Below are 22,202 nucleotides of genomic sequence, written 5' to 3'. Positions count from 1 at the left end.
AGGTAACTAATATGCTTACTAAAAGAAAGTAAAAAAGACAAAGCAAAATGAGCTGGTATCTTTGCTTTGTCTTTCTATTTTCTATTTATTTTTATTCATAACGTAAAGATTCGATTGGATCTAATTTGGCTGCTCTTCTTGCTGGTAATGTTCCTGCTAAGAAAGCAATTGCCATGATCACTAAGATAATCACGAGTGAAGACCCTGCTGAAAATTGGATCAGTGTAAATCCAGTCAATGCTTCTAAGAATGAATCTGCAGCGATTTGGTTCACTAGTGCGCCAACACCGACTGCTCCTAAAATTCCTAATACTGAGCCTAAGAATCCGATCAACGCTGCTTCTACACTAAAAATCGTAAAGACTTTACCACTACTTAATCCCATTGCTTTCATTAAGCCGATCTCTCTTGTGCGCTCTTGAACGGACATGTACAACGTATTGATGATCCCAAAGCTTGCTGCTAATAATGCAATCGCCCCAAACATTGTTAAGACTCCTGTAATTGCATTGATGATATTTCTGATCATACCGATTTCATCTTCCACGGTCGATCCAGTATAACCTGCTTTGTCCAAACGATCTTTAATTGCCGTAATGTCTTCTTTTGTACTATTTTTATCCGCAGCTGCAATGACCATTCCATATTGGTTTTGCATGTTTTCCGGCAGACCTTCTTCGTTGATTTCGACCAGTTTATCTACTAATGAGCGGTTCATCAATGACATACCACCTTGAATCAAGCTGGTATTACGAACGCCAACGATTTTTGCTTCGACCACTTTTTCTTCTCCGCCAAGCGTTGGAGCTGTTCCTAGTTTCACAGTTTTACCAACTGCGTCCTTACTTGATTTGAAGCCAAGTGATTTCACATATTCAGGTGCTAAATTGATTTCAAATGCTGTGCTGTCTTGAGAAACAGTTTTACCCGTTTCCAGATCGATATTCATATCTTCCATCGTCGAACTTGCAGAAAATACATATTTTTCACCGTTTGTACCTTCAATATAATCGATCGTTGCAGATTTCATCGGTTCAACAGAATCGATCCCTTTAAGTTCTTTTATTTTTTCAACATCTTTTTCTGTCATTGCTTGTATTTGTGACATTGTGCTGGTCTTTTTATCTGGATCATATTTTGTAGGCTCATCGCTATTGCCCATGTTCATTTCCATTTTCGGCTGAACAAAAATTTGATTTTCTCCGCCGACACTGCCGACTTGCTTATCGATATAGTCATTCACACCAATATTGACCCCTGTCGTCAATGAGATAGTAAAAGCACCAATAAAAATCGCAACAATCGTCAAAATCGTCCGACCTTTGTTACGCATTAAGTTTGAACTTGCTGATTTCAAAATATCGCTGAATTTCATCTACTCATCTCCTCCTATGATCAAGCCGTCACGAACATGGATCTGACGATCACAGCGAGCCGCAAGTTCTGGGTCATGCGTTACAATGATCAGCGTGATGCCTTTTTTCTTATTCAAATCAAATAAAAGCTGTTCGATTTTATCTCCTGTTGTCGAATCCAGATTCCCCGTTGGTTCATCAGCAAAAATGATTTTCGGATTATTGACTAACGCACGCGCAATACAAACACGTTGCTTTTGTCCACCAGATAAGTTATTGGCTTTGTTATTGATTTTATCTTCTAAATCAACAGCTTTAAGTGCCTCAAGCGCCATTTCCTTGCGTTTACCACTAGAGATCCCACCGATTTTTAACGGCAGCATCACATTGTTTAAAACGGTATCTTTAGGGTTCATAAAGAATTGCTGGAAGACAAAACCGAATTGTTCATTCCTTGTTTTATCTAATTGTTTTTTACTGATGCTGGTAACATTTTGATTATTTAATAAAATTTCACCGGATGTTGGCTTATCCAACAATGCGAGAATATGCATAAATGTTGATTTTCCTGATCCACTTTTCCCGATGATCGCTACAGATTCGCCTTCTTCAACTGATAGATCCACACCTTTTAAGGCATCGAATCTTGATTCGTTTCGTCCATAGCTTTTTTTTATGTTTTTAGCTTCGATTACAGACATTTTATCCCTCCATTTTTTGACTTACTGCTTGATTTAGTAAGTGATGACTTTTCCAGTTTTCCCTTTTTCCACATACAACCTCCTGCTACCCTTACTATTTTGAACTAAGTTACTTTTCTTGTCATGGTACCTTAGACCTATAAACAGATAGACTTTAGGTGGATATTGAAAAAACAACACAAAACAAGTCAAGTGACTGCTCTGTGTTGCTTTTTTCAACATTTTATAACATGGTGTTTCGATTCTCATTTCAGGTCATCAACCTTTTTGGAAGGCTTAGATTTTTATATTCTTTTAATCGACCGCTTTTTTCGTCTCCAACATTCTGTAGCCGATCCCTATCTCAGTTAAAATATATTCCGGTTCTACTGGATTTTCTTCGATCTTTTTACGAATATTCGACATATTGACTCTTAGCGTCTGGCTTTCATTGCTGTATGGTCCCCAAACTTTTTGAGAAATAAAGGTGTGTGTCAAAACCTTTCCCATATTTTCACCTAAGACTTGGATGATCTTGTATTCGTTTGGCGTCAAGTGAATGATTTGTCCTCGTTTTGTCACTTGATGATGTTCAATATCGATACACAAATCTCCATTTATGATTTGTTTAACTTCTTGTGTATTCGAATGAGCCGCCGCATGACGCAAGGCTGTTCTGATCCTAGCCAAAAGCTCAGGAGTGCCAAACGGCTTGGTGATATAGTCATCAGCTCCAAGATCTAAGGCTTCTACCTTATGATCCTCATGATCCCGAGCTGAAATAATGATGATCGGTATAGAGGAGGCTGCCCGAATGCTTTTCAATACATCCATCCCATCTTGATCTGGCAAGCCAAGGTCCAGCAAAATCAAATCGACAGGCCACATTCGATACGTCGACAAGCCTTCAAGAGCCGAGCGTGCGATATAGATCGTGTGTTTTTCTTTTTCTAAAACGGCGCCCATAAACTCTGCAATTACATCGTCATCTTCTATGATTAAAATCGTTGCCATTTATAGTTGCTCCTTTCTTTCCAGAGGGAGTGTAAAGGTAAAGAATGCGCCCCTTTGTGGTCGATTGCCGGCGTTTAGTGTCCCATCGTGTGCTAAGATGATCGTTTTTACAATGGATAATCCGATGCCCATGCCATTTTTTGAATCGACGGGTGTACTTTGCTGGTTCATTCCGCTGAATAGACCTTTTAGCTGTTCTGAAGTCAAGCCCTGTCCTTGATCTGCCACTTCGAATACAGCATCATTTTCAGCTAGTGAGATCGTCACAAAAATCGCTGATTGGCAATTGGAATGACGAATAGCATTTTCCATCAAATTAAAAAGCACTTGTTCGATCAAAATAGAATCCATCGGTACTAAAATAAATTCTTCTGGTAAAGAAACCTTGATCTCACTTGTTGGATAGCTTTTTCTAATTCGCTGAATCGCTGAAGCAACAACTTCTTCAACCGCTTCTTTACGTTTTGCGACTTTCATAGTTTCCTCATTGATCCGAGTGATCGATAATAGATTTTCTACCATACGAATCAACCAGTCTGCATCCTCTTTGATTCCGACCAGTAGTTTTTGTTTCGTTTCTGTAGGCAGTAAAGTGCTTTTATCTTCTGCAAGAATAGCTTCAACTGAGCCCGAAATCCCTGTGAGCGGTGTACGCAGATCATGTGAGATCGCCCGCAACAAATTTCCACGCATTCGTTCTTTTTCACTTTCAAATAAGATTTGCTGACGCTCTGAGGTGAGTATATTTTGTTCGAGGGCAAGTGCCAACTGTGTCGAGATCAACTCTAGGAAGCTAATGATTTCATCCGTGATCGGGTTCTCTTTACTTTTTTCAATACCGATCACAGCTAAGGTAGCACCATTTGATAATACTGGTAAATAGAGTGCTTTAGCTCCCATCAATGTATCAGTTCCATAACCAGCCTGCTTTTGATTGACAAAGACCCAATTTGCGACTGCCAATTCTTCCAAACTTCTTAACGGCCCTTTGATCGGTGCGCCATTTGGTTCTTTGACTTCCTGTTCGTCATACAGCACGACTTCACGATCCAGCATGTTCGATAGATAGTCGGCAGTTGTTGCTAGAATTTCTTTTTGATCATGAGTTACTAAGTATTTTTTATTTAGCTCGTATAAAATTTCCAACTGATGTTCACGTTTCATCGCATAAAAAGCCTGTTTTTTGATCTGCATCATCAAATTACTGACTAACAAAGCAACCAAAAGCATAAAAAAGAGGGTCAATGGGTAGCCTTGTTTATAGACTGTCAATGAATAAAGCGGCGCTACAAAAAACCAATTGAACATCAGCACACTAGCAATCGATGCTATCGCTGTCCATAAATAACCCGTTGTGGCTCTAGCTACCAATAATACAAATAAGATGTAGATCAGAATCAGATTTTGGTCGCCGATATGAAAGTACGAACCTAATTCTGATAAAATGGTCGCCATCGCCAACAACCCCAGTGTCATATAAAAATCTTTCCAAGTGAAAACGGTATTCAGATTTTTTTTCTTTGCAGCATATTTATTCAAAAGATACTTATTTGACTGATAAGGCACTAAATGGATGTCCACATCCGGGATGAATGAAACAAGCTCATCTTCTAGATCCGGCCGATACAAGCGAATGAAACGAGAGCGATTGATGACTTTCCCCATCACAAGATCCGTGACACCGCGCATTTTGACATACTGGATGATCGTAGCTCTTTGATTATCACTTTCTAAAGTGACCACTTCACCGCCTAATTTCGTTGCTAATTTTGCGTTTTCTGACTCGGAATGCTCAGACAAATCTTCTAAAATTTCCAATGCAATCCACTCAGTCCCCAATGCTTGTGCTAATCGAGCGGTCCAACGTAAACATTTTTTAGTCATTTCAGGATTTTTCTCATCAATAACTGTTAGTAATTTAGAATGGATTCCTGTACTCTTTTGCGTTTCCTGTTGATTTGTCGTATTGATATGATCGGAGGCTTTACGTATGGCAAGTCCTCTTAACAGTGTGAGATTGTCCGAGGTAAAAAAGTTCGCCATCGCTTTTTTGGCGTTTTCTGAATGATAGATCTTCCCTTGTTTTAGACGCTCTAAAAGCTCTTCTGTTTCAATATCAACGACTTTTAAAGCACTTGTTTCAAAAAAAGTATCTGGAACTGTTTCGGAAATATGAACACCTGTTACTTGTTCAACGATATCATTCAGGCTTTCGATATGCTGAACATTGACTGTCGTATAAACATCGATTCCAGCTTTCAATAATTCTTCGATATCCTGGTATCTTTTTTTGTTGCGGGCGCCCACAGCATTTGTATGAGCCAATTCATCCACTAAAATAAGATCCGGCTTTTCTTTTAGAGCAGCATCTACATCAAACTCTCGGATCGTGATTCCTTTGTAGGTATACTTTTTAGTCGGCATAATGGGAAGCCCTTTGACCAAGGCTTCTGTCTCAGGTCTAGCGTGAGGTTCTACATACCCCACGACGACTGTCTTTCCTTCTGCTTGTTGCTCATGCGCTTCTTTCAGCATAGCATAAGTTTTTCCTACCCCTGCAGCATAACCGAAGAAAACCTTCAGTCTACCAGACCTCAGGCTTTGTTCGTTTTTCTTCCATTTCTCTAATAAGTATTCTGGATCTAACCGTTCCTCAGTCACGTTGATACCATCCTTTATTTAGCCTCATCCAGCATTTGATTGACGCCTAACACATTGATCCGTCTTGAGTCTGCTGGTCCGATTTTGAGCCCCGTGATATTTTGTTTGATTATATCACGGACCTCTTCTTTTTTCATCGTTCTCGCTGAGGCGATTCGTGAAACCTGAAGCATTGCAGCATCGAGCGAGATTTCTGGATCGACACCACTCGCTGAAGCGGTGACTAGTTCGATCGGGACTTCTTTTGAATCTGCTTGTTCGATTCTTTCATCAATCAATTTTTGTTGTTCTTTTGATACTGGCGAAAGCTGACTGACTGTCGTTGGTCGTCCATGTAAATATTTATCCGCTGAAAACTCTTGTCCAATCAATTTGGAGCCGATGATCTGCTTTTTCCCTGCTTTTTCTGTTTTTACTAAACTGCCATTAGCCTGAGATGAAAAAAGCACTTGACCGAACGCAGTGACAGCTGCTGTATAAAACACACCGCACAATAGGGTGAATACTACGAGACTCTTTAATGAGGCAATCATTGTTTTTTTCACTTTTTTCTCTCCTCTTTATATAAACTACGAACTAATACAATAAAAATGTGAGACAAAGGTCGATCAATTTGATCGCAACAAACGGTGCGACTACTCCGCCTAAACCATATACCAGCAAGTTGTGACGCAAAATTTGACTAGCTGGCTTTTCTTTATAGGGAACGCCTTTCAACGCAAGAGGGATCAACGCTACAATGATAAATGCATTATAGATGATCGCTGATAAAATAGCCGTTGTCGGATTTGTCAGTTTCATGATATTCAGCGCTTCTAAAGAAGGATAAATACTGAAAAATAACACTGGGATGATCGCGAAATATTTTGCGATATCATTGGCGATGCTAAAGGTCGTCAATGCACCACGTGTCATCAACAGCTGTTTGCCGATCTTAACAATACTGATCAATTTCGTCGGGCTGGAATCCAGATCGATCATATTACCGGCTTCTTTAGCCGCTTGCGTCCCTGTATTCATCGCAACAGCAACATCTGCTTGAGCAAGCGCTGGCGCATCGTTCGTCCCATCTCCGGTCATAGCAACCAAGTGCCCTTTTTCTTGATAATCACGGATCAAGCTCATCTTATTTTCCGGTGTTGCTTCTGCCAGAAAGTCATCTACACCAGCTTCTGCAGCAATTGCTGCAGCAGTCATCGGATTGTCCCCTGTGATCATGATCGTTTTGATCCCCATTTTACGTAGATCATCAAATTTTTCTTTTACTCCGTTTTTGACGATATCTTTCAAATAAATCACGCCAAATACTTGATTGTTTTTAACAACAACTAACGGTGTTCCGCCTTCGTTGGCTACACGTTGGACGATCTGATCACATTCTTCAGGGTATTGATTGCCTTTTTCTTCCACATAATTTTTCATTGTATCAGCCGCACCTTTACGGATTTCATCCCCTTGATAATCGATGCCGCTCATTCTAGTCTTAGCGGTAAACTCAATAAATTCAACGTCTACATGATTAAGCTCACGTCCGCGGATATCAAATTTTTCCTTTGCTAAAATGACGATGCTTCTACCTTCGGCTGTTTCATCCGCTAAAGAAGAAAGCTGTGCTGCATCCGCCAGTTCATATTCAGACACCCCTGCTACAGGGATAAATTCACTAGCGCGACGATTCCCTAAGGTGATCGTTCCTGTTTTATCTAGTAATAAAATATCCACATCTCCAGCCGCTTCGATTGCCCGTCCGCTCATGGCGATCACATTTTCTTTATTCAAACGGCTCATGCCCGCGATCCCGATCGAAGAAACTAATGCACCGATCGTTGTCGGCGCCAAGCATACCAATAACGCGATGATCACAGTCAATGCTAATGCAGAGCCATTTCCAACCAATTCACTGGAAAATTTAGTAAATGGCAGTAAAGTAGCCGAAACAACAAGAAAAATAATCGTCAACATGATCAAAATGATTTGTAAACCAATTTCATTTGGTGTCTTTTTACGTTCGGTTCCTTCCACCATAGAAATCATTTTGTCTAAAAAAGATTCGCCATTTTCAGCTGTTACTTTGATCACCAAATAGTCAGAAACGACCGTTGTCCCTCCTGTTACTGCACTTCGGTCACCTCCTGATTCTCTGATCACTGGTGCTGATTCTCCTGTGATCGCACTTTCATCAACAGAGGCAGCTCCATCGATCACATCGCCATCCATAGGAATTTGTTCATTTGCACAAACGTAAACGAGGTCGCCTTTTTTCAGCTCTGATGATTTGACCTCGCTGAATTTTTTCAGCTCAGCGTCTTCTACTGAAGCAACTTTATGCGCAACGACATCTTTTTTTGCCTGCTTTAAACTTTCTGCCTGAGCCTTGCCTCTTCCTTCTGCGATCGCTTCAGCAAAATTTGCAAATAAAATCGTCAACCATAAAATCAATGCGATTGCCAAAATAAAGAATGGTTCTGTATCTGTGTATCCTGTAAAGGTCAAAATATAAAGAACGGTCGTTAGCATTGCGCCGAGGTAAACAACCAACATGACAGGATTTTTTATTTGAACAGCGGGAGCTAATTTTTTAAAGGAAGATCGTAAAGCGTCTAAATAAACGGTGCGTTTACTTTGTGTTTTTTTCAATTTTTTCCCCTTCTTTGCTTTATTTAGTTATGAAATGTTCAGCGATCGGGCCTAATGCCATTGCTGGTAAAAAGCTTAGTGCTCCTACGACTAAAATCACGATGATCAGCATCGTCACAAAGGTCGCATTCGTTGTTGATAATGAGCCTGATCCTGTGGCAACGATTTTCTTTTTCCCTAAATTAGAGGCCAAATAAATCACTGCCAACATAGGAATAAAACGAGATAAGATCATGATCACACCACCTAGTAAATTCATAAATGGCGTATCTACAGTCAATCCGGCAAATGCACTTCCGTTATTATTTGCTAATGAAGAAAAGGCATAGAGGATCTCTGAAAATCCGTGAGGGCCCTGATTACCTAACCAGCTCATTGCCTGAGGATTCAAAATAAACAACATTGTTCCGATCAAGGTCAGTAACAGCGGAGTCAAAATCACTAAGCAAACCATTTTCATATCAAAAGGCTCGATTTTTTTCCCTAAATATTCGGGCGTTCGTCCAACCAATAAACCTGCAATAAAAATGGCTAGTAAAATAAAGACGATCATGCCATAAAGTCCACTGCCAGCTCCGCCAAAGATGATTTCACCAAGCTGCATCAAAAACATCGGCAGCAAACCGCCCAGCGGTGTGAAACTGTCTAGCATCGCATTGACCGAACCATTTGACGCAGCAGTCGTACTAACAGCCCATAAACTTGACCAGCCAATACCAAAGCGTGTTTCTTTTCCTTCAAGGTTCATTTGACCGATCACTTGCTGAAACTGTGGTCCGTAATATTCACTCAAGGTCACACCGATCAAAGCAGCGATCAAAAAACCAAGAGACACGATCATGATCGTTCTGCCTTGTTTCCAATCCTTGACGAATAATCCAAAAGCAACGATCAAAGCTGCTGGTATCAGTAAAATAGAAATATTTTCAATAAAATTACTGATCAAATTAGGGTTTTCAAAAGGATAAGCAGAGTTTCCACCATAGTAGCCACCACCATTTGTTCCTAATTGTTTGATCGCAACTTGACTGGCTACAGTTCCCAACGGTAAAAAGATTTTTTCTCCAAGCTCTAAACTCGTTGTTTCAACCGATCCAGCAAAGGTTTGAACAGCACCTTGAGAGATCAAAAGGAGCGATACGATAAAAGAGAGTGGTAATAATACATATAAAATGATTCTCGTTAAATCTTGCCAGAAGTTTCCAATCTGCTTCGTTGTCCGATTCACAAAACCACGAAGTAAAACAAATAAAACGGCAATTCCTACACCAGCAGAAACAAAATTCTGAACGGTTAAGCCAAATGCCTGACTAAAAATCGATAATGATTCTTCTCCTGCATACGCCTGCCAGTTCGTATTTGTTACAAAGCTTGCCGCTGTATTAAAAGCAAGGGACACGTTCATTCCTGGCATCTTCTCTGGATTTAGCGGTAAAAACCCCTGTGTCACAAGCATACCCATCAGCAGTAAAAACGAGAACAAACTGAAAAACACTACACTTGCACCGTATTGTTTTGCGGTCATCGCTTTTTGTGCCGGACTGCCTAAAAACTGATATATTTTTGTCTCAACTGGCGCAAGTATCCTTGTCATAAATGTTTTCTGTCCAGTCATGACCTTATTCATATAAACACCTAATGGAATCGCTAACCCTATCAGCACAATAAAAAAGAAGAACTGCTGTATCAAAATAGTACTCACTGTTGATCCCCCCAAAGTAGTTGGTAAAATAAATAAATAAGCAATAACGCTGCGATAATACCCGAAATAATCGTCATCAAAATTCCTCTCCTTCATTTGATAAAAAAATGATATCAGTTTTTATATAAAGATAGTGTTAAAGTGGAGGGATTTTCTTTATAGAATCTTTATACGTGAAGAAGAACCTATTTATCCGTATTTATGCGTATTTTATTTTGTCGCCTTTTCTTACAGTTTTGCGACTGAAAGGAGGTGTGCTTGATGTTATTGGCATTTCTTTGTCCACTTCTTGTCGGAATTTTGCTTGCTCTATTCGAGTATTGGTTAAATAACAGAAAGAAGAAGTGAAAATAGGCGACAAAAAAAGACCCCCTAGAGTCCCAAGCTCTAGGGGGTTTGTGTACTTGATGTTTTTGGCTTTCAAAGGTAGTATACCATGATCAGCATTTAAACATCAAGAAGAATGTTATATTTTACATTAATTTCTCAATATCCCCAGCGATTTTCTCTGGTTCTACTGTTGGTGCAAAGCGCTTCACGACCTTGCCTTCACGATCAACTAAAAACTTCGTGAAGTTCCATTTGATCGCTCCACCTAAAAGTCCGCCTTTTTCGCCTTTTAAAAAAGCATATAATGGGTCAGCATTTTCGCCATTCACATCGATTTTTCCAAATGTTTCAAAGGTCGTTTGATACGTCAATTGACAAAAATCGCTGATTTCCTGATTCGTTCCTGGCGCTTGATGCCCAAACTGATTACAAGGAAAATCCAGAATTTCAAATCCTTGCTCTTTATACTCTTTATATAATTTTTCTAATCCCTCATATTGTGGAGTAAAACCGCAGCCGGTCGCCGTATTGACGATCAACAGGACTTTCCCTTTGTATTTCTCTAGCGAAACTGTATCGTTGTCAGTCGTCTTTACTTGATAGTCATAAATACTCATCCTCTATCATCCTCTCTATACTCTTTTCTAAATACTAGCTAGTAAAAAGAGATTCGTCAAGAATACACGCTTCAATAATAAATCGGAGTCATTTCCAGCAAAACGATGCCGTTCGTATCTAATGTTACAAAGTAATGAAAGGTTTCTTGAATGTGTACATCAAATACTCTCATCTTAGGCCGACTTTTATTCATAATATATTCCTGTGCTTCCAGATCAAGTGACGCCGCATTTTTAAATTCTTCATAAGTATAAAATAATGCGCCATTGTAGCGATTAAACTCAATTTGCTTGACCTGATATTGTGCAGGCTTGATTTTCGATAGATCCAGTTCGATATTTACCGAATGGCTTTTTAAAAAAGCTTCCTCCGTAGAAAGGTGCGGGTCAAAATAATTAGTATTGAACAGTAATAGCTGATATTTCCCATTGTTATGTGTCATTATATACTCTTCTCCTGCCGTTACAACAGTTCCACCCAGTCGACGTGCTAGCCATAAGCAAAAATACACTGGACGTTTGCCGCTATGATAATGAAAAAGTTCCAAGCCATCATTTTTCAGCGGACGATTTTGAGTGTTGACCTCATATAAATCGATATTCAGCCAAAAACCATAGCCCTGTAGTAATGGCGTCAACATCAACAAATCTTTTAGAACGATCGCTCCTCTAAAAAATGTACCGTTACTGATACGCGTCATTCCTGTCAATGTATTCCACTCCGTTAAATACAAGGGTAATTTCACGTCAAACTCTTTCATGAGATGCTTGATATAGAATGTTTTATTCAGCACATATTGATGATAATTCTTCAAATCGGGAAACGTGCTGTCTAAATTCCTAAACACATAATTCGGTTCCGCCGAAAACGAAACAAATTTACAAAAAGGAGCAATTTCTTTAAAGAAAAATCGGAATGAGCTCAACTCATCATATTCAAAGAATGGATCATCTAAAGACAATTCTGCGCCTATTTCGATTTCTGGAAATTGGCTATCTATGATTTTCTTCAGCTCCAAAAACTCAGAATGATAATTGTCTGTCTGTTGCTCTTCAAACCGGCAATTGATTTTCCAATGTGTCAACATCTGTTTACCGAACGTACTTTGAACATGTCTGAAAAATTTACGATAATTTTCTCGTTCATAGGCACCCATTGCCCTGAACTTTGGCAATGATAGTTGAAAAAATAGGCGGAATCGATGTTCATTCAAAAATGCCAATATACAATCCAGCTTTTCAAAGGCTGGGAAAGAGTTCATTCCAGCTTCTTGATGAATCTGAACTGTCAGCGGCAACTGAGCATATAAGGAATGCACACTGATGTAATCGATTCCTATTTGTTCATTCAATTCAATAAGCTCTTCTTGCACCTTTTTCAACGCTAAATTTTCCAGAGTACCGACCTTGATGATCACTTCTTTCTTTTGATAATCTGTCACTGTTTTTTCACAAGTAATCTGTAATTGCTTAGTTTTTAATGAAAGCTCAGAGCTCTGAGCTTCTTCTAACGTCGTCTGAAGATAGCTATATAATGGGGGCAAAATTTCTTTGATCGTTAAATCAGCAGTAGATGCTTTCAAATGCAGCGTTGGGCTGACTTCTTTTTTAGATAAATGGGCGAAACGATAGTCTGTTGGCGACACCTGAAAAAGCTTCTTGAACTGTTCCCGATAGGTCTTACTGCTATGAAACCCTACATCAAGAGCAATTTGTTCAATGCTTTTTTTCGTATAAAGCAGCTCTGTTAAGCTATGCTTGACCGCAAGTGATCGAACATAATGGGAAAAATAATCACCTGTCTCCTTTTTAAAAAATTTGGATAATGTCGGTTCTGACATAAAAAAGTGCTCTGCCGTCTCTGCTAAAGACACTCCTCTCTGATAATTATTTTCGATATATTCCAAGATATCTCTCAATGTCTGATTTTCTGAATGTAGCGCCGTACTCTCTTCTTCCCTTTGAAAATTGTGTACCAAAGACAAAATAATTTGGGTCAAGTATAACGAAGCTTTTAATTGCTTAGCGGATTCCTCACTGAATTTGACTAAACATAACTCAGCAATCTGTCTTCTTAAGGATAAAACCGCATGCAATTTCCCATATTCTTTTTGCTTGGGTCGACAATCAAAGTAGGTGTAGAAAAAAGCTGGAAACTGGGAAGCAAAGAACAGACTATTGATAGTCAATTCAATATAAAAGCAGGATTCATGTGTCTGTCTACTCAAGACAAAATAATCACTGGCATTGATCACAAACAGTTCTCCAGCTTGGATCGTTTCGCTTTTTTCTTCTATCGTAATCGACAATTCTCCTTTTAAAACGAGCAGAATCGTTGTTTCTTTGGCTAACTCTTGTCTTTCATCAGTCAATTGATGATAACGAACGCGATAATTTTCATTTGCAATCATTTGTTTGCTCCTTTATCAGATTTCTCTAATATTGTAGCACATTTCAGAAAATATCGTTCTTTAACAAGTTGTTTCTTTTCTCATATTTTGTTTAATAAAAATTATCCTGAATTTATGAAAATATCCGCATTGTCTTAGTCAAAAATAGGTATAAACTATGGAGTGTATTTGAAAGGAGATTCACAAAGAATGGATATTAAAACCCAATTATTTACGTTGCTTCAACAAAAAGAAGCTGAAATGATCAAGATTCGCAGACATTTTCACGAGAATCCAGAATTATCATTTCATGAAACCAAGACTGCACAATATATTGCTGACTTTTATGCGGGCAAAGATTGTGAAGTAAAAACACATATCGGAGGCGGAAATGGTCTTTTAGTCGATATTCATGGCGGCAAAAAAGGACCTGTTTTGGCAATTCGAGCAGATTTTGATGCTTTGCCGATCCAAGAAGATACAGGTCTGGATTTTTCCTCTAAGACTGATGGCGTGATGCATGCCTGTGGTCATGATGGCCATACCGCTTACATGATGATTCTAGCAGATTCTTTGATCGAGCTGAAAGATCATCTGCCTGGTACGATCCGAATCATTCATCAACCTGCTGAAGAAGTTCCGCCAGGCGGAGCCAAAGGAATGATCGAAGCCGGTTGTTTAGACGGTGTGGATCATGTTTTAGGTATCCATGTCATGAGTATGATGCCTTTAGGGGATGTCCTTTATCACAAAGGCTCTGTTCATACCGGCCGTGCAACCTTTAAAGTCGTTTTACAAGGAAAAGGCGGGCATGGTTCAACACCTCAGGATGCAAACGATACGATCGTTGCTGCTTCACAATTCGTGACTGCTGTCCAAACGATCGTCAGCCGCCGCATCGATCCTTTCGATACAGCCACTGTAACGATCGGTTCATTTGATGGCAAAGGGTCAGCGAATGTAATCAAAGATTCCGTTACTCTTGAAGGCGATGTACGGATCATGAAGGAAGAAACACGTGAAATCGTGGAAAAAGAATTTAAACAAATTTTAGATGGTGTCTGCAAGGCGTTTGGTATTGAGTACGATCTTGATTATGCCAATGATTATCCTGTTTGTGTCAATGATGAACAAACAACTGAAATGGTCGCAGCAGCACTTACAGAAGCACAAATTCCCGAAATCAAACATTTAGTAGAATGCGGTCCGCAAACACCTTCTGAAGATTTCGCTTATTATGCCAAAGAACGTCCAAGTTGTTTCTTTTTCGTTGGCGCGCATAAAGAAGGCACGCCGATGTATCCACATCACCATCCTAAATTTTATATCGATGAAGACTGCTTGCTGATCGCAGCAAAATCAATGGGAGCAGCCGTTTTACATTACTTATCTGAAGGAGTTTAATCATGAAAGCAACAGCACACACAGCAGAAACTGCAGCATATAAAGGAACAAATAAATTATTAGTTGGGATCGTTTTGAGCGTATTGACCTATTGGTTATTCGCTCAATCGTTACTCAATATGGCTCCGGATGTTCAGCGTGACTTAGGGGTTTCATCAGGTATTTTAAGCATTGGTATTTCTATGACGGGGTTATTCTCCGGTATCTTTATCGTCGTTGCCGGCGGTTTAGCCGATAAATTAGGCAGAATGAAATTGACTTATATCGGTCTGATTTTAAGTGTGATCGGGTCAGGTGCATTAGTCGCGGCCCATGGTCCAGCGTTATTTATCGGTGGTCGTATTTTACAAGGGTTATCCGCTGCTTGTATCATGCCGGCGACAATGGCTTTAGTAAAAACGTATTATGAGGGAAAAGACCGCCAACGGGCACTAAGCTACTGGTCGATCGGTTCTTGGGGCGGTTCAGGCTTTTGTTCTTTCTTCGGCGGAGCGATCGCTAGTTCTTTAGGTTGGCGCTATGTATTTGTTTTTTCAATCATTATTTCTATTATCAGCGCACTATTGATCTTCGGTACTCCTGAAAGCAAAGTCGAAACAAACAGCAACAGCAAGTTCGATACAGTTGGTTTGCTTCTCTTTATTATTTCAATGGTCGCTTTGAATATCGTTGTTTCTAAAGGTTCTGAATTAGGCTGGACCAGTCCGATCGTCTTGATTTTAGCTGTCATCATAATAGCTGGATTGATCGCCTTTTACAAAGTTGAACAAGCGATCGACAACAGTTTCGTAGAATTTTCACTCTTTGAAAACCGCGGCTATCTCGGTGCGACGATCTCAAACTTCTTATTAAACGCTGTCGCTGGAACATTGATCGTTATTAATACGTATGTCCAACAAGGACGCGGCCTTTCATCAGCTAAAACAGGAATGCTTTCTATTGGTTACCTTTGCTTAGTGTTGATCACGATCCGTATTGGGGAAAAATTATTGCAAACGATCGGTGCTAAAAAACCGATGCTTTGGGGAACCATTCTCTCAGGTGTAGGTGTTGGTCTAATGGCGTTGACCATGATCACAGGTACAGCTTATTTTGTCCTTGTTTTTATCGGCTATAGCTTGTTTGGTATGGGACTTGGTATGTATGCAACACCGTCTACCGATACAGCGATTTCAAGTGTACCGAATGAAAAAGCAGGGGTTGCATCCGGTATTTACAAAATGGCCAGCTCTCTAGGCGGCGCACTCGGCGTAGCAATTTCTGCAGCTGTTTATAACGGCTTGAGTGCATCAGGGAATTACACATTAGGTGCCACAGGCGGACTACTAACGAATATCCTGTTTTGTGTATTAGCACTAGGCTCTATTCTTTTTATCATTCCAAAAGAAAAACATAATTAAATTAGTCTTATTTCATAAATTGGAGGAAATACGGATGAACAATCAAGAAGCATTACAATTATTAAAAGAAGTCGTTCAAATCAAAAGTATTTTAGGAGAAGAAAAGCAAGTGGCTGACAAGCTTGAAGCGCTATTCAACTCCTATGATATTCCTTGTGAGCAAGTGACTTACAGTGACGGACGAAGCCAGTTGGTCGCTACGTTGAAAGGCACTGCATCTGGTCCTGTTTTAGGTTTTTCTGGTCATATGGATGTTGTGCCGGTCGGAGAAATCCCTTGGGATGAAGATCCATTTGCAGCAGTTGAAAAAGATGGCTTGCTCTACGGCCGAGGCACTTGCGATATGAAGTCAGGGCTGATAGCAGCAGTTGTAGCTATGATCCGTTTAAAAGAAGCGGGCAGTCAGTTTAAAGGTAGTATCAAACTCTTAGCGACGGTTGGGGAAGAAACAAGCGCGATCGGATCAGGACAATTAGTCGATGAAGGCTATGCTGACGATCTTGATGCCTTAGTCATTGGTGAACCAACAAATGTAGAAATCGGTGTGGCTCATAAAGGTGCTTTATGGCCTCGAATCACAACTTACGGGAAAACAGCGCACGGTTCTATGCCTGATCAAGGTGTCAACGCAATCGAACATATGCTTTTGGTATTAAATGCATTTAAAGAAACCTTTGATTTCTCTAAATCTGTCGATGAATTAGTGGGCGCATCTACTTCTAGTCTGGACATTATCAACGGTGGTAACGGCACCAATGTTGTTCCCGATAAATGTACAGTAGAAATCGATATCCGCACGATCAAAGCACAAAATCACGCTGAGCTAAAACAACAATTCAACGATATGCTGGCCAAACTGACTGAAACTGTTCCGGGGTTTAAAGCGGAAATCGAGTTCATTAACGATTTACCTTCAATGAGAACAGAGCTTGACGATCCATTTACCGTCTTGACACAAGAGGTCGTCTCTAAAGTAATAGGTAAACCTGCGAAGACCTTCGGCATGACTGGCTATACAGATGGTTCACAATTTGGACGAGTAGAAAAAGATTTTCCTATTTTGATCTTAGGTCCTGGTGAAACAAAATACGCTCATCAGCCAAATGAATTTGTAAATATCGATGACTTTTACCAAATGATCACGATCAATGAATCGATTGCTAAAGAGTATTTGAAATAAAGTGGAATGAGGCCGAGACAAAACTAAAAAAAGTTTTGTCCCGGCCTCTAAATTCGAATAAATGGTGAGAAAAAAGTAGATTATTTCTCGAAGCTAACTGCTTTTAGTCTCAACCTCGTTCATTTTTAACTAAATAGCTACAATGATCTTACTATTTTAAGTTCCTGTTAAGAACCTCACTCGTCAATTGAAGAATCATTTACAATAAACTAGTATTAAGAAAAAGGAGGTAATAACATGGAAATATATATTAGACGCTCAGAAATGAAAGATCTTCCAGAATTAACTACATTAATGCAGAAGTATATGAATTTGAGTATTCTAAAACCAAATGTAACCAGAAACCAAATAGAGGAACATATTATACATCTCGTTGATTCTGATTGTTTAGGTTGCCAGTTGGTTGCTGAGATCGATCAAAAAATCGTTGGTTTTGCAACCTTATATTATTCATTCAGCACAATGAATTTAAAGAAAGTCATCAATATGAATGACTTATTTGTTGATAATGATTATAGAGGATTAGCCATTGGCAAAAAACTTATTCAAGAATGTATCTTTTTTGGAGAAAAAAATAATTGTGCTAGTATGGTTTGGGAAACTCACATAAATAACCTTGGCGCCCAAAAACTTTATGATTCCTTCGGGGAAAGAACTGATTCTTGGATCCATTATGAAAAATCACTATTATAGTCAATTATTAACTGCAGCTGCTTTGTCTTTTGAACAGCTGTTTTATTCATTTTTAGATTACTAAACAAACTCGACAGCTTCCACTTTAATTATAAAAGTGGTGCAAAAAGACCACACACCCGACCTTTTATTTTTTTCCAACGGCTTCTTTCAGTAAGAGCTACGTCAGTGATCTCAGTAGCTTTCTGCATATCCCTTCGATAATCCTCCGCCAATTTTTTTACCCCTTTTCCATTGTATAAAATAACAGAAACCTCATGATTGATATCAAAGCTGCGAATATCAAAATTCGTAGAACCAACAGTCGCGATCTTTTCATCGATAATCATCACTTTACAATGTAAAAAGGCTGTATTGTCATACTTATATACCTTGATCCCTGCACTGATCAGTGTTTCTAAATAAAAATCATTTCCATAATATGAGAGCTTTCTATCTCCTTTTCCCGGAATCAAAATTTCTACTTCAATCCCGTTACGGGCAGCTCTTCTTAACAAAGCCAACATTTCATCATCTGGAACAAAATACGGGCTGGCGATCGATATCTTTGCGGTTGCTGAATCGATCATATTAAAAAATACATCACGGATCACTCGTTCCTGATCATAGGGACCGCCATAAATGACTTGTCCCTCATCATCACCCGCATAATTGATTGGAAAATACTGTTCCGATAAAAATTCACTGGCACTCCCAGTTGTATTTTTCATATACAGCCAGTCATAAAGAAACGTTTCCTGTAGTTGTGTGACCACTGGCCCTTGAAGCCTCATATGTGTATCTCGCCAAGATGAAAATTTTTCAGTCAGACCTAAGTATTCATTTCCAATATTCATGCCACCAGTGAAACCTATACGTCCATCGATCACGATCACTTTTCGGTGATTGCGCCAATTGGCTCTAAATAGGTGATAGAAGGTACGGATCGGATTAAAAATACATACCTCTACATTCGCTTCTCGTAATGCGTTTAAATAGGCATCAGACAATTTTAATGACCCTAAGCCATCTACAGCAAAACGTACCTTGACACCTTCTTGCGCTTTTTTGATCAAAGATTTCTTCAATTTTTCAGCCAACTCATCTTCTTTGATGATGAAATAAAACAAATGGATATGCTCTTTTGCATCTTCGATAGCGGTAAAAATGGCATCAAATGTCGCCTCACCATCTGTTAAGATATCAAAACGATTGTCTCCGAGCACTTTCTTATCAGCTAAGCGTTCATTTTTGATCTTTAGCATGCTTGTCGGACTAGTATGATTTGTCCGAAGGGTTTGAACATATTCATGTAGATATTGCTGTTCTTTTTTTTGGATCGCTGTGCTTTTTAGCTGGCTTCGACCAAAAAAAAGATACAAAAATATACCAACTATCGGTAGGCAATACAGTGTTAGTATCCAAGCAACCTTAATACTCGTCACATCTGTCCGTTTAAATAAAATATAAATACTCAATATAATAGCAATAAATTCAAAGAACATAAGAAAAACAAGCATCACTTGAGGAAAAAGAAGAAACAGTATTCCTATTCCAATAATCAGTGCTGCTAATAAAACACCAAATTGCCGTATCGATTGATTCATATCATTTCCTCTACTTTTCAACATTTTTTACGATTCCTATACATTATAAAGGTAGTAAACACTAAAAATAAAGCATAACGATAATTCATAGACAGTTGATTTTCAACCTAAAAAAGCGCTAAAACAAAAGTCGCCTATCAAGAAGTAGAGTCCAGATCAAAACGGTTTTCTAGTTTTTGTTCTGGACTCTTTTTGCTATTAATATAAATACCCTAAATCACTGCCAACCGTTGGATAAAGCATAATCAATCGATCGATTTGTTCTGATCGTAACTTTTGATTGATCATGATAGTGAAAAGATTGATCAATTGGTCGGCCTCATTACCTAAAATAGAGGCTCCTACTAACATTCCTGTCGCTTTTTCGGTTACGATCGTAGCTTTAACTAGCGGCTCATTGATGCGTTTGTATGTAAACCATTGTGACAGATCCAATTTTTGTACCTCATAGTTTTCAGCATCTAGTTTTTCTACATTTGTCAAACCAACTTGAGCAAGTTTAGGCGAGCTGAAAATAATGGTTGGTATAGTCGGATAGTCGATAGGCTCTTGTTTATTTTTTCCAATCAAATCCGCTAAATAACTGCCTTCAAAACTTGAAACGGGTGTCAATTTAGGGAGTGATTTTTCTAAACAGTCTCCTAATGCATAAATGTTTTCAACACTCGTCTGCAAATAGTCATTTACGATAATTCCCTTTCGACTATAGTTTACTCCGATTTTTTCTAATCCTAAATTCTCTACATTTGGTATTCTTCCAATTGCGCAAAAGACACGATCAACAAGTAATTCTCCACCGCTTGTCAAAGTTACATTGTATTTTTTCTCCTGCTTGACGATCTTTTCAGCAGATTCATTCAGATGAAAGTGAATTCCCCGAGCGCTCAACTGTTGGAGCAGTTCCTTGGTCAACTCTGCATCAAAACCTTTCAGTGGACGATCATTATGATGCAGCAAATGAACCTCTGCTCCACAGCTGTTTGCGATATTTGCCAATTCCAGTGAAATATAACCGCCGCCGACAAAAATCATTGTTTCTGGTAATTCTTGCATGCTGAGAAATTCAGTACTTGTCTCAAAATATTCCTTGCCGGGAATAGTGAGAATGGCTGGTCTTTGACCTGTTGCTATGATGAATCTATCTGCTTGATATTCCTGTTCTGCCACAGTAATGGTGTGCTCATCTTTAAACACAGCCTGTCCGTAAATCGTTTGAATACCTGCGCTATCCAAGCCAGCTTTTTGTTCAGTTGGAACGTGCTGAGTGAAGGTTTCTTTGTAAGCCATCAATTCACGCCAATTGATTTTAGGTACGGTAGAAAAACCATGATGTTCAAGCTGCTGAACGGCATCTTGCGCTTCTATTGCCCCATACAATACTTTTTTCGGATCACATCCACGGTTAGGACATGTGCCACCCCAAAGATCCGCTTCAACAACAGCAATTTTTTTACCACTAGCCGCTAGATCATACGCCGCTGCCATTCCGCCAGGCCCACTACCGATGATGATTACGTCAAATTTTGCCATACTGATTCCTCCTTTGATCCATTCGATATCCCTAAGGACTTCACAATTCAATTATATCAAAGGAGGAAACGACCGCACAGTAAAGACTCTTTAACAAAAAAACGTTTGAGCAGTACGAACACTGTTCAAACGTTTCCATTCACTATGCATTATTTTCCATAAAATGATAGACCGCACCAATCAAATTTGCATCATTCCCAAATTTACAGGTAACCAATTCGTAGTCCATATCTGTCACTGCATGTTCCAATAAAATACGCGTTAAATGTCTTTGGATATTCGGCAGTAGCCGTTCATTTTTAGAGACTCCGCCGCCTAAAACGACTCTTCCCGAGTCAAAGCAGACCAGCAGATTATAGATGCCTCTCGCAATCGCTGCATAAAACTGCTCGACTAATTGGATAGCTAATGGATCTTCTTTTTCCGCTCGTTCAAAAAGCTCTTTACCGTCGATTTGGGTTCTATTGATCAAATTGTACTTTTTGACGATTTTGACCGAGCTGCCTAAGTCACTTAAAGAAGAAGATTCATTCAATGCCATATAACCAAACTCACCGCCAAACAGATTTCTGCCTTTAAACAGTTTTCGATCAATGATCACTGCCCCGCCGATCCCTGTACCGATCACAAAGAAAATAGAATCAGACACATCTTTAGCTGCTCCCTGCCACACTTCTGCCAACGCGGCACAATTGGCGTCATTTTCCATTGAAACCGGTACTCCAAATAGCGTTTCTAACTCTTTCTTAATTGGAAAATGATGAATATATGGTACGGCGCTCACTCCACGAATCTCCCCCTTTTTATCATCAACGACACCAGGTGCACTGAAAGCGACGCCTGAAAGGGTTCCTGCTTGGCTCTTTTGATCAAAAATTTGTTTTAAGATCTGTTTCATTTCAACCCAGTCTTTAGGTAAAGGAAAGCTATCCTGTTCGGCGAGCTTTTCATTTTTCCACAGTCCGTATTTAACTGAACTTCCCCCAATATCAAAAGCTAATAGATTCATCGTTTCAACTCCAA

At 39.3% G+C, this 22,202-nt stretch carries 18 protein-coding genes; 5 read left to right on the top strand and 13 right to left on the bottom strand.

Features of this window, described 5'->3' with window-relative positions; all coding sequences use genetic code 11:
• Positions 1-91: 91 nt before the first annotated feature.
• From A5889_RS12285 to kdpF, 8 genes are all read right to left on the bottom strand, one after another.
• Positions 92-1,375, bottom strand: a complete 1,284-nt coding sequence (locus A5889_RS12285) for an ABC transporter permease (RefSeq protein WP_087642158.1) — start codon at positions 1,373-1,375, stop codon at positions 92-94.
• Positions 1,376-2,056, bottom strand: coding sequence for an ABC transporter ATP-binding protein (locus tag A5889_RS12280; protein WP_087642157.1), 681 nt, complete (start codon positions 2,054-2,056; stop codon positions 1,376-1,378).
• 294 nt (positions 2,057-2,350) lie between these two features.
• Positions 2,351-3,049: a response regulator gene (locus A5889_RS12275; RefSeq protein ID WP_087642156.1), complete on the bottom strand. Its 699-nt coding sequence runs from the start codon at positions 3,047-3,049 to the stop codon at positions 2,351-2,353.
• Positions 3,050-5,710, bottom strand: a complete 2,661-nt coding sequence (locus A5889_RS12270; protein ID WP_087642155.1) for a sensor histidine kinase — start codon at positions 5,708-5,710, stop codon at positions 3,050-3,052. It abuts the gene before it with no gap.
• A 14-nt stretch (positions 5,711-5,724) separates the two neighbouring features.
• Complete coding sequence (locus tag A5889_RS12265; protein WP_087642154.1) at positions 5,725-6,255, bottom strand: potassium-transporting ATPase subunit C; 531 nt, start codon at positions 6,253-6,255, stop codon at positions 5,725-5,727.
• Between the two features lie 31 nt (positions 6,256-6,286).
• Positions 6,287-8,347: a potassium-transporting ATPase subunit KdpB gene (gene kdpB, locus A5889_RS12260; RefSeq protein WP_087642153.1), complete on the bottom strand. Its 2,061-nt coding sequence runs from the start codon at positions 8,345-8,347 to the stop codon at positions 6,287-6,289.
• 19 nt (positions 8,348-8,366) lie between these two features.
• Positions 8,367-10,049, bottom strand: coding sequence for a potassium-transporting ATPase subunit KdpA (kdpA, locus tag A5889_RS12255; RefSeq protein WP_087642152.1), 1,683 nt, complete (start codon positions 10,047-10,049; stop codon positions 8,367-8,369).
• Positions 10,046-10,126: a K(+)-transporting ATPase subunit F gene (gene kdpF / locus A5889_RS16500; protein ID WP_087642151.1), complete on the bottom strand. Its 81-nt coding sequence runs from the start codon at positions 10,124-10,126 to the stop codon at positions 10,046-10,048. The genes kdpA and kdpF overlap by 4 nt, the downstream gene beginning before the upstream one ends.
• Before the next feature lie 184 nt (positions 10,127-10,310).
• On the opposite strand from kdpF, the gene A5889_RS12250 reads away from it, so the two are divergent.
• Positions 10,311-10,397 carry a type I toxin-antitoxin system Fst family toxin gene (locus A5889_RS12250; RefSeq protein WP_140405355.1) on the top strand — a complete coding sequence of 29 codons (87 nt, stop codon included), beginning with the start codon at positions 10,311-10,313 and terminating at the stop codon, positions 10,395-10,397.
• Positions 10,398-10,522: 125 nt separating this feature from the next.
• Here the strand turns inward: A5889_RS12250 and A5889_RS12245 are convergent, their stop codons facing one another.
• Both A5889_RS12245 and A5889_RS12240 read right to left on the bottom strand, forming a co-directional pair.
• Entirely contained in the window at positions 10,523-10,996 is a 474-nt protein-coding gene (locus A5889_RS12245) for a glutathione peroxidase (protein ID WP_087642150.1), read from the bottom strand.
• A 71-nt stretch (positions 10,997-11,067) separates the two neighbouring features.
• Entirely contained in the window at positions 11,068-13,407 is a 2,340-nt protein-coding gene (locus A5889_RS12240) for a helix-turn-helix domain-containing protein (protein ID WP_087642149.1), read from the bottom strand.
• Between the two features lie 189 nt (positions 13,408-13,596).
• Here A5889_RS12240 and A5889_RS12235 point away from each other — a divergent pair, with 189 nt between their 5' ends.
• The 4 genes from A5889_RS12235 to A5889_RS12220 all read left to right on the top strand — a co-directional run bounded on the left by A5889_RS12235 (position 13,597) and on the right by A5889_RS12220 (position 18,063).
• Positions 13,597-14,790, top strand: a complete 1,194-nt coding sequence (locus A5889_RS12235) for a M20 family metallopeptidase (RefSeq protein WP_087642148.1) — start codon at positions 13,597-13,599, stop codon at positions 14,788-14,790.
• A 2-nt stretch (positions 14,791-14,792) separates the two neighbouring features.
• Positions 14,793-16,190: an MFS transporter gene (locus tag A5889_RS12230; RefSeq protein WP_087642147.1), complete on the top strand. Its 1,398-nt coding sequence runs from the start codon at positions 14,793-14,795 to the stop codon at positions 16,188-16,190.
• 34 nt (positions 16,191-16,224) lie between these two features.
• The gene (locus tag A5889_RS12225; protein WP_087642146.1) at positions 16,225-17,370 is read left to right on the top strand and encodes an ArgE/DapE family deacylase; all 1,146 of its coding nucleotides are present in this window, start codon (positions 16,225-16,227) and stop codon (positions 17,368-17,370) included.
• Between the two features lie 237 nt (positions 17,371-17,607).
• Positions 17,608-18,063, top strand: coding sequence for a GNAT family N-acetyltransferase (locus A5889_RS12220; protein WP_087642145.1), 456 nt, complete (start codon positions 17,608-17,610; stop codon positions 18,061-18,063).
• Between the two features lie 89 nt (positions 18,064-18,152).
• On the opposite strand, the gene cls is transcribed toward A5889_RS12220, so the two are convergent.
• The 3 genes from cls to A5889_RS12205 all read right to left on the bottom strand — a co-directional run bounded on the left by cls (position 18,153) and on the right by A5889_RS12205 (position 22,188).
• On the bottom strand, positions 18,153-19,673 hold the full coding sequence (gene cls / locus A5889_RS12215; RefSeq protein WP_254909578.1) for a cardiolipin synthase: 1,521 nt from the start codon (positions 19,671-19,673) through the stop codon (positions 18,153-18,155).
• Between the two features lie 174 nt (positions 19,674-19,847).
• Positions 19,848-21,179, bottom strand: a complete 1,332-nt coding sequence (locus A5889_RS12210; protein WP_087642144.1) for a dihydrolipoyl dehydrogenase family protein — start codon at positions 21,177-21,179, stop codon at positions 19,848-19,850.
• Positions 21,180-21,321: 142 nt separating this feature from the next.
• Entirely contained in the window at positions 21,322-22,188 is an 867-nt protein-coding gene (locus A5889_RS12205) for an ROK family protein (protein WP_087642143.1), read from the bottom strand.
• Positions 22,189-22,202: the final 14 nt, after the last annotated feature.

Origin of the sequence: Enterococcus sp. 9D6_DIV0238 (assembly GCF_002174455.2) — a bacterium.
Lineage (GTDB): Bacteria > Bacillota > Bacilli > Lactobacillales > Enterococcaceae > Enterococcus_L > Enterococcus_L dunnyi.
This window is presented reverse-complemented; position numbering and strand designations above follow the sequence as displayed.